11 protein-coding genes are annotated in these 13,922 nt (G+C 64.2%); 3 read left to right on the top strand and 8 right to left on the bottom strand.

Annotated features, from left to right (window positions below):
- Positions 1-283: 283 nt before the first annotated feature.
- The 3 genes from M2351_RS02955 to M2351_RS02945 form a co-directional block, all read right to left on the bottom strand.
- Complete coding sequence (locus M2351_RS02955) at positions 284-1,321, bottom strand: hypothetical protein (protein WP_264654662.1); 1,038 nt, start codon at positions 1,319-1,321, stop codon at positions 284-286.
- Positions 1,322-1,402: 81 nt separating this feature from the next.
- Positions 1,403-2,881: a group II intron reverse transcriptase/maturase gene (ltrA, locus tag M2351_RS02950; RefSeq protein ID WP_264654661.1), complete on the bottom strand. Its 1,479-nt coding sequence runs from the start codon at positions 2,879-2,881 to the stop codon at positions 1,403-1,405.
- A gap of 303 nt (positions 2,882-3,184) precedes the next feature.
- The gene (locus M2351_RS02945; RefSeq protein ID WP_264654660.1) at positions 3,185-6,988 is read right to left on the bottom strand and encodes an NACHT domain-containing protein; all 3,804 of its coding nucleotides are present in this window, start codon (positions 6,986-6,988) and stop codon (positions 3,185-3,187) included.
- Between the two features lie 359 nt (positions 6,989-7,347).
- Here M2351_RS02945 and M2351_RS02940 point away from each other — a divergent pair, with 359 nt between their 5' ends.
- The gene (locus M2351_RS02940; RefSeq protein ID WP_264654659.1) at positions 7,348-7,839 is read left to right on the top strand and encodes a hypothetical protein; all 492 of its coding nucleotides are present in this window, start codon (positions 7,348-7,350) and stop codon (positions 7,837-7,839) included.
- 37 nt (positions 7,840-7,876) lie between these two features.
- Here M2351_RS02940 and M2351_RS02935 read toward each other — a convergent pair whose 3' ends face one another.
- Together M2351_RS02935 and pdxY are read right to left on the bottom strand one after the other, a co-directional pair.
- Positions 7,877-8,455 carry an LOG family protein gene (locus M2351_RS02935; RefSeq protein ID WP_264654658.1) on the bottom strand — a complete coding sequence of 193 codons (579 nt, stop codon included), beginning with the start codon at positions 8,453-8,455 and terminating at the stop codon, positions 7,877-7,879.
- Positions 8,456-8,563: 108 nt separating this feature from the next.
- On the bottom strand, positions 8,564-9,424 hold the full coding sequence (gene pdxY / locus M2351_RS02930) for a pyridoxal kinase PdxY (RefSeq protein ID WP_264654657.1): 861 nt from the start codon (positions 9,422-9,424) through the stop codon (positions 8,564-8,566).
- Between the two features lie 185 nt (positions 9,425-9,609).
- Between pdxY and M2351_RS02925 the strand changes: the two genes are divergently transcribed.
- On the top strand, positions 9,610-10,485 hold the full coding sequence (locus tag M2351_RS02925) for an HpcH/HpaI aldolase/citrate lyase family protein (protein ID WP_264654656.1): 876 nt from the start codon (positions 9,610-9,612) through the stop codon (positions 10,483-10,485).
- 34 nt (positions 10,486-10,519) lie between these two features.
- On the opposite strand, the gene M2351_RS02920 is transcribed toward M2351_RS02925, so the two are convergent.
- A complete protein-coding gene (locus M2351_RS02920) occupies positions 10,520-11,122 on the bottom strand; it encodes a YitT family protein (RefSeq protein WP_264654655.1) in 603 nt (200 codons plus the stop codon).
- Positions 11,123-11,438: 316 nt separating this feature from the next.
- Here M2351_RS02920 and M2351_RS02915 point away from each other — a divergent pair, with 316 nt between their 5' ends.
- Complete coding sequence (locus M2351_RS02915; RefSeq protein WP_209766990.1) at positions 11,439-11,732, top strand: con-10 family general stress protein; 294 nt, start codon at positions 11,439-11,441, stop codon at positions 11,730-11,732.
- A gap of 106 nt (positions 11,733-11,838) precedes the next feature.
- Here M2351_RS02915 and leuB read toward each other — a convergent pair whose 3' ends face one another.
- Positions 11,839-12,954: a 3-isopropylmalate dehydrogenase gene (gene leuB, locus M2351_RS02910; RefSeq protein ID WP_264654654.1), complete on the bottom strand. Its 1,116-nt coding sequence runs from the start codon at positions 12,952-12,954 to the stop codon at positions 11,839-11,841.
- Between the two features lie 108 nt (positions 12,955-13,062).
- Entirely contained in the window at positions 13,063-13,677 is a 615-nt protein-coding gene (gene leuD, locus M2351_RS02905; RefSeq protein WP_264654653.1) for a 3-isopropylmalate dehydratase small subunit, read from the bottom strand.
- Positions 13,678-13,922: the final 245 nt, after the last annotated feature.

Genomic DNA, 13,922 nt, shown 5'->3' with positions numbered 1-13,922 from the left:
AAAACCACCAGCGGTGAGCCCTGAGCTGACTCTCGTCGCTGTGGTGAATGCTGATTTCAACCTCGAGCCTCCCATCCCCGGCCAATTCGGCCGTGCCGATGCCGCGGATGGGGGGCATGCCGTTGCTGCCCTGTTTTAGCGCCCCGATCCAGCCATACGGTGGTTCTCGGGAGATGGATACTGAGGTGACGGGCCACGTCCGGAGCACCGGCGCGGCCGAGTTGGCCGTGGGCATCAGCCTCGACATTGAGTTCCCGCTCAAGGCTCCCCGTCGGTACGTTTATCAGCAATCCACCAGCGTGGTCGGAAGGGGCGTCGGCGCCAGAGATTCATCCGGGCGGGGGGCGGGGGGCAAGGATTGGCCCAGCGCTGTCACGGCCGCGATGAAATCGGTGGCGATGGGATTGGCCCCTGGCCGCCGCTCGGGATGCTTTTCCAAATCCTCCACGGCCGCCTTAATCCAACGATCTTGATCCGGGGTGACCGCCTGCGCCTGCGCGTAAAGAGCCATCACCTCAGGTCCAGGATGCCCCAGCAAGTGCAACGCGAAAGCTCGATTGCAAAGCAACCAATCCGCCTGCGGCGCGAATTCCAGGGCACGGTCGGTCAATTCGAGGAAACGTGCGTAGTCGCCGGCCAGGTAACAATACCACCCTCCAGAACCAAGATGCTGTTCAGCTGCGCTTCCAACCGCAGGGCACAGGTCAAGATAGGTGTCCAGGCAACGATACACGGCGGCACCGTCGATCTGAATCAACAGATCGAACAGGTGCCGCCGGTCAGGGCGGTCTAACTTGCGTGACGTTTCGTTGAGCACGGCAACCGCAGCGTCGGCAACCACATCCGCGCTCAGTTCACTATTTTCGACCGCAACCGAGGCAAAATGGACGAACCAGTTTGCCAGAGCACCCTGTCGCAATTGGCCGGCAACAGCGTCAGTCAACCTTAAAAAATACTGATTAATTCCATCATTTTTGCACAAATTGCGAGCGGCCTCGACCGCACAATCCGCCATTCTTTCGTCAACTTCGGAAAAATGGGAGACCTGAATATGAAGTAATGCTTCGAAAAATGCCTCCTGTGATTGCCCGGCATCGATTTTCCACCAGACACTTACCACTTTATTAGCAAAATCACGAGGGATGGCGCGTTGCGCCAGTTGCCGAACGAGCGTGCGAGCCCCGGGCCAGAAATGCCGCAGCGAAAGAGCGACATCCTCCACAGTCAAACACATCGCCATCATCATCTCTTCAATCTCAACTTTACTATCGATGCAACAAAGAGCCTTGACACGCGCGAGTGCACCGGCAGACCGGTCCATGACAAAGAATCGCGGTAGGGAACGCCATTACTGGCGTCCCTCCGCACAGATCCGTACGTGCGGCATTCCCGCATACGGCTCCTACCTCGGGTGTTTGACGGCAAAGCGTTGCTGCGGCCAAGGGTGAAGGATCCGCGGTTTGGGGAGCCAGTCGTTGGCGATCTTGGCAATCCTCGCCCACGTCGAGGCATCCTTCTGGCTTCGTCGCCGGAGCGTGCGTCGCCAGAGGTCGATGACGTGATAGCGAAACGCCTCCAAGGCGCGACTGTTGGTCGGCACCGCGTGATAGTTGTAGTACCCGGTGGTGACCTGCCTCAGCCATTGCCCCTGTCGAGGAATAGGCTGGTGCATGCGCCGTCGCAGCTCCTCCTTGATCTCTGTGAGCTTGACCTGCATGCGGTCGCGACGGGTCTTCCGATGGATTTGGAAGTCACCCCGGCGCGTCTTGCCGCAGATGAAAGTGAAGCCCAGGAACGTGAAGGTCTCCGGTTTGCCGAGCCCGCGCCGTTTTCGATTGGCCGCGGCGAAGCGGCCGAACTCCAGCAGGCGGGTCTTGTCCGGATGGAGCGACAACGCGAACTCCCGTAACCGCTCGCGCATGGCCTCCCAGAAGCGCCGGGCATCCGCCTCGTGCTCGAAGCCGACGACGATATCGTCGGCATAGCGCACGATGATCATAGCGCCCGTGGCCTCGCGCCGTCGCCAGCGCTCGGCCCAGAGGTCGAAGACGTAGTGCAGGTAAACGTTGGCGAGCAGTGGTGAGGCCACCGAGCCTTGCCCCGTCCCCGTGTCACTGGTCGTCACGACCTCATCCTCCAAGACACCCGCCTTGAGCCATTTCTGGATCAGGCGGATGATGCGCGGGTCGCCGATCCGGTGGTTCAGGAAGCGGACGAGCCATTTCTGGTCCACCGCGTCGAAGAACGACTGGATGTCGGCATCGAGGATGAAGTTCACCTTGGTGCTGGAGATGCCGACCACCAGGGCGTCCAGCGCATCGTGCTGGCCGCGCTTGGGCCGGAACCCGTACGAGAACCCGAGGAAGTCCTCCTCGTAGATCGCGTTCAGCACCGCGACGACCGCTCTCTGGACGATCTTGTCCTCCAGAGCGGCGATCGCCAGCGGCCGCTGTCGCCCGTCCGCCTTCGGGATGTACCGTCGGCGCGACGGCAGGGCTTTGTACGCTCCCCGGTGGACCCGGTCGTGCAGGTCCTGGAGCCGAAGCTCCAGGTCCGCCTCGTAGTCCTGCCACGTCAGCCCATCCACTCCCGGCGCGGCGTTCCGCTTGAGGGCGAAGAACGCCAGCCGGAGCAGGTCGGGGTTGAGATGATGGAAGAGCGCGGTGAACCGTTCCTTCTTCCTGTGTCTTGCGGCCTGCCGTACGCGGTCCAGCGCCTGGGACACGCTTTCCCGGTTCTGCGCCCGGCGCGTGCTTTGCTGGCCCGCGTTCCCCTTGGTCCCCGCCCTTCGCTCCCCCGGCTCCGCGGCCGGTCGCCCGGCCTTGTTCGTCGGCTTCATCGCTACTATGGCGGGGTCTGACTTCTCCCGTCCGTGCATCATCGGCTACGGCTCCTCACCTTCCCGATGCGGACCCGGGGCAAACCTCGGGTCGGGCGGGAGATCTCCCGGTTCCCGTACAAGGAGCGTCCGTGCATGCTGGGGTCTCTGACCACGCCGGGCCGGCGGGGGCTCGCGCTGGCGCCCCCACTCGTATGGCCTTCCGTTACAGTAACAACGTCGGCACCCGGGACTGTCGCCCTTTCGCGGCTCAATGGCCAGCCTGCACGCTCCCCTGCCGACGCTTCGCCGGCCCCCTCGCGAGGGCCGACGCACGGCTCGAGGCCAGTGTGGGTCGCTACTCCTTCACTGCAATGGACTTGCACCATCTACTCCTTGCCGGTCTCCCGGCGCACTACTGTTGGCGATGGCCGTCAGACGGCGGGAGTCGCAACCAACAGCATCAAGGAAAGGGGTGATGGCCTGCTCATTCAATCCCCGGGCTGCCAGCGCCCGTTGAAACGCTGCCTCATCGCCAGCCATTAGATCATCGATAGCGGCACTTATTGGCGACTTTGGGGAGACAAGAATATAGCGGGCGAGTTCCTCCGGAACCGGCCAAGTGGGGTTGGCCGCGCAGAGGAGATAACCGGTCGCTCCGGCAGCGATGATAGCGGGTTCCAATCGTCGACGCTGGTCGTCTGGCATAGCCTCCCCCAGCAGTTCGTACAGCCAAGCAGCAAGGAATGGATTGTCGGTGTTGTCCCTTCGCTGTTTGACCGCGGCCAAAACATCGGGGTGGATGGTGTGCGGTTGTGCCGCACGAGCAATTTGACCTTGCCCACCAAGAACCAATCCGTAAGGAAAATCGAATTCGGCGACACAAGACAGCACCGCCGCAAGATCGGCCTGCGCCACATCCGCGCTATAAAAAACCAAGCGCTCGATCAATGCCAGCTTGCAGCCGAGCACTGCCCACCGGTTAAGATAATGTTTTGAAAATTCGCGATCTCCAAAATGGTAACGCAAATCGTCTTTGCCCAGAACCACCTCGTATATTCCACTAATCAGCAAGCCATGTATCTGTTTTATCTCAAATCCCCACGAAGCAAACATTCCAAAAGCAACGGCTTCTCCAACGAATACGGCCTGCAGCTGCCCAATTTGATTTAAGCTCAACTGAGAAAAAACAGAAGCGGCGCGATCCTTCGTCTTCAGGGATATCGATAAGGAAGATGCCAACCCGCCTAAAAAAAGAGGCGCCCGGTCAAGAATCGCTCCGTCATCCCGTTCTCCAGCCATCGCCAAAACGGCTGCCTTCCCGGACTCATAATCTTGGAAAAGACCCTGTGGAATCCGCTGCGCAAAGAACGGCCTCAATGTTTCCGGCGTCGGCAGCCCCTCCCTGTTCATGGCGCTCAATGCATCGGCGCGGGCCAACTCGCGTTCCCATTCCGGGCGTGCGTTCTTCTCATCCGCGATGAAGGCAAGAAAACCCGCCAGCACCGGCCAGTCTACGAAAGAAAACAAATGGCACAGAACCTCCACTGCGAAGGGCGACAGCATGGCGACCGCCGCGCTGTACAACGGCAGGGTTGCTGCGTAGATGCGCAATTTCACCCGTTGCGGAATAGGCGCACGGCTGCTGCCGATCACGCGGAACAGCAGAGGCAGGAGTTCGACCAGCCCCCACTTGTTCGAGGTGGCATCGGCCAACCGCTCGATGACACCGGCAGGATCGTCCACCACATCAGGCAGCAAACCCACCGCCTCATGAAACACTGGTTGCGCCACGATGTCCGGCAATTGCTCCCAACGGCTCGTAATCGCCACCGCAGCGAAATAATCTTGCAAGGTGTGGTGACGGAAACGCAGGTTGGACGCGTCGGCATCGCCGACCTGCCGTAGGAACCCGGTGGAGAGCAGTTCCTGCAGCAGTCGGGTGGCAACAGCGCCTGGATCCTCCGGCGCCGAATTCACGCGGGCCGCGTCTTGAGGATCCAGCGCCGCAACCCAAACTTGTATGATGTCCGTGGCCAATTTCGGCCGAAATGCCACCTGCTGGCTCTCGAAGGCGCGAAAGGCGATTTCGGCCAGCAGAGTGTGGGCCTGTTCGCTCGACAGGGTGCAGCTGACGGTGTTGCCGCGCCATTGGCGGAGGGCATGGCGAACGTACCGCTGAAACAAGGTGCCTTGGTTGCTGATGCGCTCCTGATCCGGCGTTTTCAGCAGTTCGCCGGCCATGTAGGCGGCCATCGGTGTGCGCACCAATTCACGCATCCCTACAGTCGCCCGATCAAAAAATTGACGGATGACCGCGGGTGGCACACTGGCCGCCTTCCAGTAATCCGCCACCGCCGTCTCGCTCATCTGCGCCAATTCGCAGGTGACACGGTCGGGAAAATCGCTGGGGCGAAAATCGCCGGTGCGGCTGGTCACAATCACGCGGTGACCGCGGTAACGGGACAGGAAGGCATGAACAGCCGAGTTGGCCAACTTGTAAAGCATCGGCGGCAATTCGTTCACGCCGTCGAACAAAATGGCCAGCGGTGTGCGAGCCAGAATATCGATCAGGACATTGCGCATTGCCGCCTCATGGCGGATCTTCAATCCCGCCATTTCGCACAGCGTCTGGGCCAGCAGCGCCTCAAAACGTGCCAGCGCTTCTGCCTTTATGAGCTGGAATTCCCGTTCCGAGCATGGGTTCTCATATGTGCCAAGCCGCGCTTCCACCGCCGCCGCCCAAGTGACATCGCCGAAGCGGGTGGACTGGATATACAAAGGCAGCGGCGTGTCAGCGCGTCCACCGCCGCTCCACTCCCACACATAACGATGCAGCAGCATCGTCTTGCCGCCGCCCGGCGCCCCGATCAGCACGATCGGATGGGGTCGTGCCTGAGGCGCCTGAAGCTGGCGTTCCAACTGTTCCAGCGCCGCCCGCAGTTCCGGCTGGTTGTTCACGCGCAGTTCGAGCGGCGAATAGGGAGTGTCACGGAACTCCCCATCGAAGTTGCGGCGGGTGTTGGCGATGTAGTCATCAATTTCCACCGCGGCCGAAAGGCCGGGCAGCGCCGCCACCACCGCGTCGGCAGTCAGTGTTTCCGCCTCCGCCGCCTCGCGCAGCACGGTACGATCGACTTCCCCCGCCGCGCGGCGCCACGTGTTGCGGAAGGCCTCGCGCACGTCGTCGGGCATGGGCACGGCGTCGGGATCAATGGAAAACTTGCACTCGTCCTTTTCCGGAAGGACGATGGTGATGCCGCATTCGCCCAACCACTTTCCCTTGGCGAGACGGCCGATTTCTGCCTCAACTTCCTTGACTGTGGCCGAGTAGAGGGCCTCCTCCAGCCAGTCGCGATCCTGCTCATGGACCTTAGGGAAACGAAAGGCGACCTTGAGCGGGTAATTGTGCCCGATAGGGTCGTGGATTCGGCAGGCATTGACAAAGTGGTGTCGCCACCAATGGGTTTTGGAAACCGGGGACACGGGCAGCCGCTGCATCGCAGCCATATCCACCCGCCTCTTGTCTTGATCGAGGATATCCGCGAGGCGAAGAAACGCCGCCAGCAAATCGAGCCGGACTTCGCCTTCCGGCTCCGATTGTGGTTCAACCCCGTCACAGTAGTGGTCGTATGATGCGCGGTCCGTAAGCCAGACATTGTGGGCCCTTGCCACCCTGGCGACCATCGACCGTATTCCGTCGATCCCGACCAGTCGCGGCAGGCCGGGAATATCGCCCTGCGATCCCATAATCCAGTCATGGCCGATTTTGTGATGATGCTTGCGGGCAAAAGCCCTGTGCTCCTCGGCAACGTTAAGAGGGCTCAACCCCGCCGCCTCCCGTTGCTCATCGTCCGTCAGCGACGGCAGCCGGGCGAGAATGTCGGGGCGCACCATTTGCATGCCGATGTCGTGCAGGTAGGTGGCGCACAGAAGCACCATGACTTCCTTGCGGACCAACTCTGCGCCATGGGTGGCCGTACGCTCTGCCAGCCAAGGTCTCAGAAAGCTGTCGAGATGCGCGACAATGATCTCTTTGTGGCTGATGGTGTGATCGGTGTAGGCGAGATCGACCGGTCGTTCGAGGATTCGCTGTGCACAGGCACGGACGTTGGCCAACTCCCGCCGATCGTTGTCGGTCAGGTACTCCTGCAAGGGTTTCAGCATCATACCGATCTCCAAAGCCACCGATCGATGTAGTCTCATACAACCTTGGTAAGGGTCAACTCTCGAGCACAAGACCTGATGCTGGAACTGGCTTTGGGAAATTCAATTTTCCCCCGCGATGCCGGAAAGCAAAAAACGACGATCCAACGCCGTCCCGACGGGTGGCAAAGGGCCAGCCCCAGCCCCAGCCCCAGCCTCTGCCCCGCTGCCGCCGGGCCAAAGTCTGAGCGCCACCGCACCAGCGCGAACGCCGCCGGGGGTACCACGGCGATGTCGGTCTACTCCCGCTTCGCGTTGAAGAAGTTTTCCCGCCTTGCGTTGTATTCCTGGAACGGGATCAACGGCGATGGAGGCGGCGGGAGATGCCAGGGCGGGTCCGGCGCGGCGCACTGATGCTGGCGCTTCTCGTGGCGGCCACGGTGGGCGGCACGGGGAGAGGCTTCGGGGCGGACGCGGGCAATGTCGACTGCTGGCTGCTGGAGGGGGGCGACCTCGACCAGGCGCGGGACCAGGGCCTGTGCCAGGATGCCTTTTCGCGCAACTCCCGGTCCGGTGAACCGCCCGTGGTCACGGCCCCCGCGGCCCCCATTCCCGGCCGCAAGCCGACCCCGCCCGCGAAGACCGTCCGCGCGGAGACCCGCGCCGCCAAGACCAGGACCACCGCCCAGGCGTCCCAGGTGGTCCGCCCGGCGCGCCCGGCCCAGCAGGGCGGAACCGACTTCGGGACTCAGTTCCGCCGCGACTGGAACTCCCTGATGCACGCGCTGGCAGGAGGAGGTCCCTTCAGCGGCGGGTCGCAGCCCGCCAGCGCCAACGCCTCTGTGCCGACGCACATGAGCCGGAACGGCCGCTGAGCGCAGCGGTGTTTTGGCCTCCTCAGGCCCGGGCCTCTCAGGTCCGAGCTTTGTCCAGCCACTTCTCCACGGCGGGCGGGCGGTAGGCCGCGATGGCGTCCAGCATGGCCTCGGCGCTGTCCTCGACGATCAGCATGCCGCGGTGCTTGGCCTGCATGAAGCGCTCCCCCGCCGCGTGGTCGAGGAAGCCCACCAGCCCGTCGTAGAAGCCGGCGGCGTTCAGCAGCCCGCAGGGCTTGTCGTGGCGGCCGAGCTGCGCCCAGGTCCACACCTCGAAGATCTCCTCCAGCGTGCCAATGCCGCCGGGCAGCGCGACGAAACCGTCGGCCAGTTCCGCCATCAGCGCCTTGCGCTCGTGCATGGAGCCGACGATCCGCAGGTCCTGAAGACCCTGGTGGCCAACCTCCTTGTCCATCAGGAACTGCGGGATGATGCCGGTCACCGTGCCGCCCGCCGTCAGCGCGCCGTCGGCGACCCGGCCCATCAGCCCCGTGCGCCCGCCGCCGTAGACGAGGCCGATGCCGCGCTCCGCCAGCAGGCGGCCGAACCGCTCCGCCGCGTCGCCATAGGCCGGGTTGGCGCCGGGGTTGGACCCGGCGTAGACGCAAATCCGCATAATGATCCCCTTCCTGCGAAGGGGTCGGACCCTACCCGGCGCGGGTTCGCTCCGCCACGGCAAAATCATCCGCCCGCGGATGCGTGTCCCGCATGGGCTGGCCGCTTGTCAGCGCACCCGCGTGACGCGGAACTGGCAGGAGGGGCTGACGAACTCGTCCTGCGCGGCGACGAGGGCAAGCTCGCGCGTGCCGAGCCGGCGGGTGGTCAGGAAGATCGCGTAGATGGCCGCCGCGGCCTGCTCCAGCGCGTGGGCGGGATCGTAGTTCTTCAGGTAATGGGCGAGGAACAGCGCCGCCACCGCGTCGCCGGACCCGTTGGGCGGCGGTTCCAACGGCAGGCGCGGCGTGGAGACCAGCCAAGCGCCGTCGGTGTTGTCGGCCAGCATCTCGATGCTATCCGGGGCGGCGTCCCGGCGCGTCAGGCTGGTCACCAGCACCAGCCGCGGCCCGCGGGCGCGCAGAGCGGCGGTGGCGGTCAGCGCGTCCTCCAGCGTCTCCACCTTGCGGTCGGCCAGATACTCCAGCTCGAACTGGTTCGGGGTCAGAAGGTCGGCGGCGGGGACCGCATGCTCCTTGATGAACTCCGGCAGGCCGGGTCGCACGAAGAAGCCGCGGCCGACGTCGCCCATGACCGGGTCGCAGGCGTAGACCGCGCGCGGGTTCGCCGCCTTCAGGCGCGCCGCCGTCTCCACGATCACTTGACCCAAGCCCACGTCGCCCATGTAGCCGGACAGCAGCGCGTGGCATTTCGGCAGCACGCCGCGGGCGGCGATGCCGTCCAGCACGTCGGCGATGTGCTCCGCCGAGAAGACCTGCCCGGTCCATTCGCCGTAGCCGGTGTGGTTGGAGAACTGCACCGTGTTCACCGCGATGGCGTCGATGCCCAGCCGTTGCAGCGGGAACACCGCGGCCCGGTTGCCAACATAGCCGTACGCGACGTGGGATTGGATCGAGATGACGGTCTTCATGCGGGAAAGCCTAAGCGGTGGAGGCCGGGCGGTGGGAATGGGATCGTAAACCGCCCGCACGTCCCGATGCACCGACGTCCGCGCAGGGCAGCCTTTCCCGGACGCGCAGCGCCGCATGGACAGACGGACCCCGCGCGGTTAATCCTGCCCATACCGAACAAGCGGAAAACAGGAAGGGAAACGCCATGGCCGCCACCGCCCGCCCGCGCCGCAGCGTGCTCTACATGCCGGGATCGAACGCCCGCGCGCTGGAAAAGGGGCGGACCCTGCCCGCCGACGGCCTGATCCTCGATCTGGAGGACGCCGTCGCCCCCGACGCCAAGGCCACCGCCCGCGCCACCATCAAGGAGGCCATCGCCGCCGGCGGCTACGGCGGGCGGGAGCTTGTGGTGCGCACCAACGGGCTGAACACGCCCTGGGGCTACGACGACCTCGTTATGGCGGCCTCCAGCGGTGCCGACGCGGTGCTTCTGCCCAAGGTGGAGAGCGCCGACATGGTCCGCCAGGCGGAGGCGGTGCTGCGCGCCAACGGCTCGCCCGACGGCCAGACCATCTGGTGCATGATGGAGACGCCGCTCGGCATGCTGAACGCGAAGGAGATCGCAGGCGCATCGCCGAAACTCGGCGGGCTGGTGATGGGCACGTCGGACCTCGCCAAGGATCTGCACGCCGCCCACACGCGCGACCGGCTGCCGATGATCACCAGCCTCGGCCTCTGCCTGCTGGCGGCGCGGGCCTACGGCCTCGCCATCCTCGACGGCGTGCATCTGGACCTGAACGACGACGAGGGCTTTGCCGCCTCCTGCCGCCAAGGGCGGGAGTTGGGCTTCGACGGCAAGACGCTGATCCACCCCAAGACCATCGCCGCCTGCAACGAAGCCTTCGCCCCCGACCCGGACGAGATCGCCTTCGCCCACCGCATCATCGACGCCCACGCCGCCGCGTCAGCGGAGGGCAAGGGCGTAGCGCTGGTGGACGGCAAGCTGGTGGAGAACCTGCACGTCGAGAACGCCAAGCGCGTGGTCGCCATGGCCGCGGCCATCCTGGCGCTGGAAGGGTAAGAACCTCCGCTTTCGACTCACCGGCGCTTTCGACTCACCGGGCGACGTACCAGTCCGCCCGGTGGTTGAAGGACACGAAGGCGTTCAGCACCGCCGCCCCCAGCATGGAGGCGAGCAGCGCCTTGCCGTCGATCACGAAGACGGCCAGGGCGAAGATCACCACGTCGAACATCGCCTGGATCCAGCCGGCGCGGAAGCCCGTCTTCTCCTGGATGTAGTAGGCGAGGATGCCGACCCCACCGCCGCTGGAGCCGTGGCGGAACAGCCCGATCACGCCGATCCCGACGCAGAAGCCGGCCAGCACCGCGGCGACGTGCGGCTCCAGCAGGTCGTAGCTCATCACCCGCGGGAACACCGCCGACAGCAGCGAGATGGAGGTGACCGCGACCAGCGAACGGGCCGCGAAGCGCCAGCCGATGCGCGCCACCGCCAGAGCGTAGAAGGGCAGATTCACCAGGAAGAACACCAGACTGAAATCCACCCCGGTCGCGTAGGAGATCACGAAAGACAGGCCGGCTGCCTGCCCGGTGATCAAACCTGCCGCGTGCAGCAGCGAAATGCCGAAAGCGGTCATAATGATTCCGAAAACCTGCCCCTGCACGTTATCAAACGCACTGTGCGAAGCATTTCCGGTCAATTTTGTTGCTTTCTTCGAATTAAGCGACAGCCCGAGCGCTGAAGTTTTGAGCATTTCGCGAGCCCTCCGGCAATGTTCATTGCCATTGATTAGCACCGATGCTCAGCTTTTGCATAGATCGGGCCAGAACCACCCGAACTAACCTTGCCTTTACACGGAAAATCCGCCCAGCGAACCAGTTCCCGCCGCACGCGAGGGGTTCCGGCGCAGCCTGCCACCTCCGGCTGCCCCCTAGGCCGACGATTCGCGCCCTTTCGTTTGGAACCAACTTGCTCCCGGACCGGTTTCAAGCACGTGGCAGAGGTGGAGGTTAAACATGGCCTCGAAGGACAACGGGCGCACGTCGAACCGCGGCTTCGCGTCGATGGATCGCGACCGGCAGCGTCAGATCGCCAGCAAGGGCGGTGAAAGCGTGCCGGCGGATAAGCGCAGTTTCTCGAAGAACCCGGAACTCGCCGCGGAGGCGGGCCGAAAAGGCGGACGAAGCGTACCGGCATCCTCGCGCAGCTTCTCCCGCAACCCGTCGCTTGCGGCCGAAGCCGGCCGGAAAGGCGGACAGGCAAGTCACGGCGGACGCGGCGCCACCGCCGGGCCCGGCGAGGGCGACTGACCGCCGAAACGAAAAAGCCCCTCTCCCGCATCGGGAAAGGGGCTTTTCTTTTTCCGGAACGTCAGATCAGGCGAATTTTAACGTCGCCTTATCAGGCGAGCAGCGATCAGGAAGCGATCTTCTCCAGCTCGCGCAGGATCGAGTCGCCCATGACGGTGGTGGAGCAGCGGGCCATGCCCGGCGCCATGATGTCCGCCGTGCGCATGCCGCCGGACAGCACGTTCTGCACCGACCGCTCCAGCAGCTTCGCTTCCTCGTCCATGTTGAACGAGTAGCGCAGGCACATCGCGAAGGACAGCAGGGTCGCGCAGGGGTTGGCGAGGTCGCGGCCGGCGATGTCCGGGGCGGAGCCGTGCACCGGCTCGTACAGCGCCTTGCGCTGGCCGTTGGCGTCCGGCGCGCCCAGCGAGGCCGACGGCAGCATGCCGAGCGAGCCAGTCATCATCGCCGCCTCGTCCGACAGGATGTCGCCGAACAGGTTGTCGGTGACGATCACGTCGAACTGCTTGGGGTTCTTCAGCAGCTGCATGGCGCCGTTGTCGGCGTACATGTGCTCCAGCGTGACGTCGGAGAATTCCTCCTGGTGGAGCTTCGTGACTTCCTGGCGCCACAGGAGGCCCGATTCCATCACGTTGGCCTTCTCCATCGAGTGGAGCTTGTTGCTGCGCTTGCGCGCCAGCTCGAAGGCCACGCGGGCGACGCGGCGGATCTCGCTCGTCGTGTAGACCTGGGTGTTGACGCCGCGGCGCTCGCCGTTGCCGATGTCGGTGATGCCGCGCGGCTCACCGAAATAGACGCCGCCGGTCAGCTCGCGCACGATCATGATGTCGAGGCCCTTGATGACCTCCGACTTCAGGGTCGAGGCATCGACCAGCGCGTCGAACACCACGGCCGGGCGCAGGTTGGCGAACAGCCCCAACTCCTTGCGGAGCGACAGCAGGCCGGCTTCCGGGCGCTTGGTGTAGTCCGACGGGTTGTCCCACTTCGGGCCGCCGACGGCACCCAGCATCACCGCGTCCGCGGCCAGCGCGTCGGCCAGGGTCTCGTCCTTCAAGGGCACGCCGTAGGCCTCGATGGCCGCACCGCCGACCAGCCCCTCGGTGACGTCGAACGTGATGTTGCGCTTGCGGTCGAGCCAGTCGATGACCCGGCGCACCTGACGCATCACCTCGGGACCGATCCCATCACCTGGCAAAAACAGAAGCTTCTTATTGGCGGGCATGGCGCACGCACTCCCCATCTGGAGACTTCGTCGAGAATGTCTAACGGCGGGCCCGGCGCAGGGGAAGTCTTCCCAAAGCGCTAGACCCGCTGGTCGCGGTTGGTTTGGTCAGCCCCACAGCCAGGGCTGGCCGCCGCCGCGCTGCTTGGCCTCGAAGCTGTCGATGACCGCGACCTGCTGCAGCGTCAGCCCGATGTCGTCCAGGCCGTTCAGCAGGCAGTGCTTGCGGAAGGGGTCGACCTCGAACGTGATCTTGCCGCCGTCCGGACCGGTGATCTCTTGGCGATCCAGATCGACCGAAACGATGGCGTTGGACCCACGCGACGCGTCGTCGAGCAGCAGGTCCACCTGCTCCTTCGGCAGCTTGATCGGCAGGATGCCGTTCTTGAAGCAGTTGTTGAAGAAAATGTCCGCGAAGCTCGGCGCGATGATGCAGCGGATGCCGAAGTCCGCCAGCGCCCACGGCGCGTGCTCGCGCGACGAGCCGCAGCCGAAATTCTCGTCCGACACCAGGATCTTGGCGCTGCGGTAGGCCGGCTTGTTGAGGACGAAGTCCTCGATCTCCTTGCCGTCCTGGGTGTAGCGCATCTCGTCGAAGAGATGCTTGCCGAGCCCGGTCCGCTTGATGGTTTTCAGGAATTGCTTCGGAATGATCATGTCGGTGTCGACGTTGATCATCGGCAGCGGCGCAGCAACGCCGGTGAGAACCGTAAACTTTTCCATCGCCAGAATCCTGTCGCGCAAAGAGGCGCAAGCGTGTGCATGCGGAGTTCCGGTGAATAGCAGACCCGTCCCGCCATTGCCAGAGGAAGCTTTCCGCAATCGCCGCGCGCGCAACGCGATTCCGCATCCCGGAACACACTTGGACGCAACCAAGTTTCCCATGACCGGTTCCACACGAGAGCCCAGCACAGCTTTGCCACAGCAGTACGGCCTTGAAGCCGGCGCGCCCCTCGCCTACCAAGGGG

It is taken from the genome of Azospirillum canadense, assembly GCF_025961225.1.
In the GTDB taxonomy this organism is placed as follows: Bacteria; Pseudomonadota; Alphaproteobacteria; order Azospirillales; family Azospirillaceae; genus Azospirillum; species Azospirillum canadense.
The sequence above is the reverse complement of the archived record's forward strand: the minus strand, read 5'-3'. Positions and strand labels throughout refer to the sequence as shown.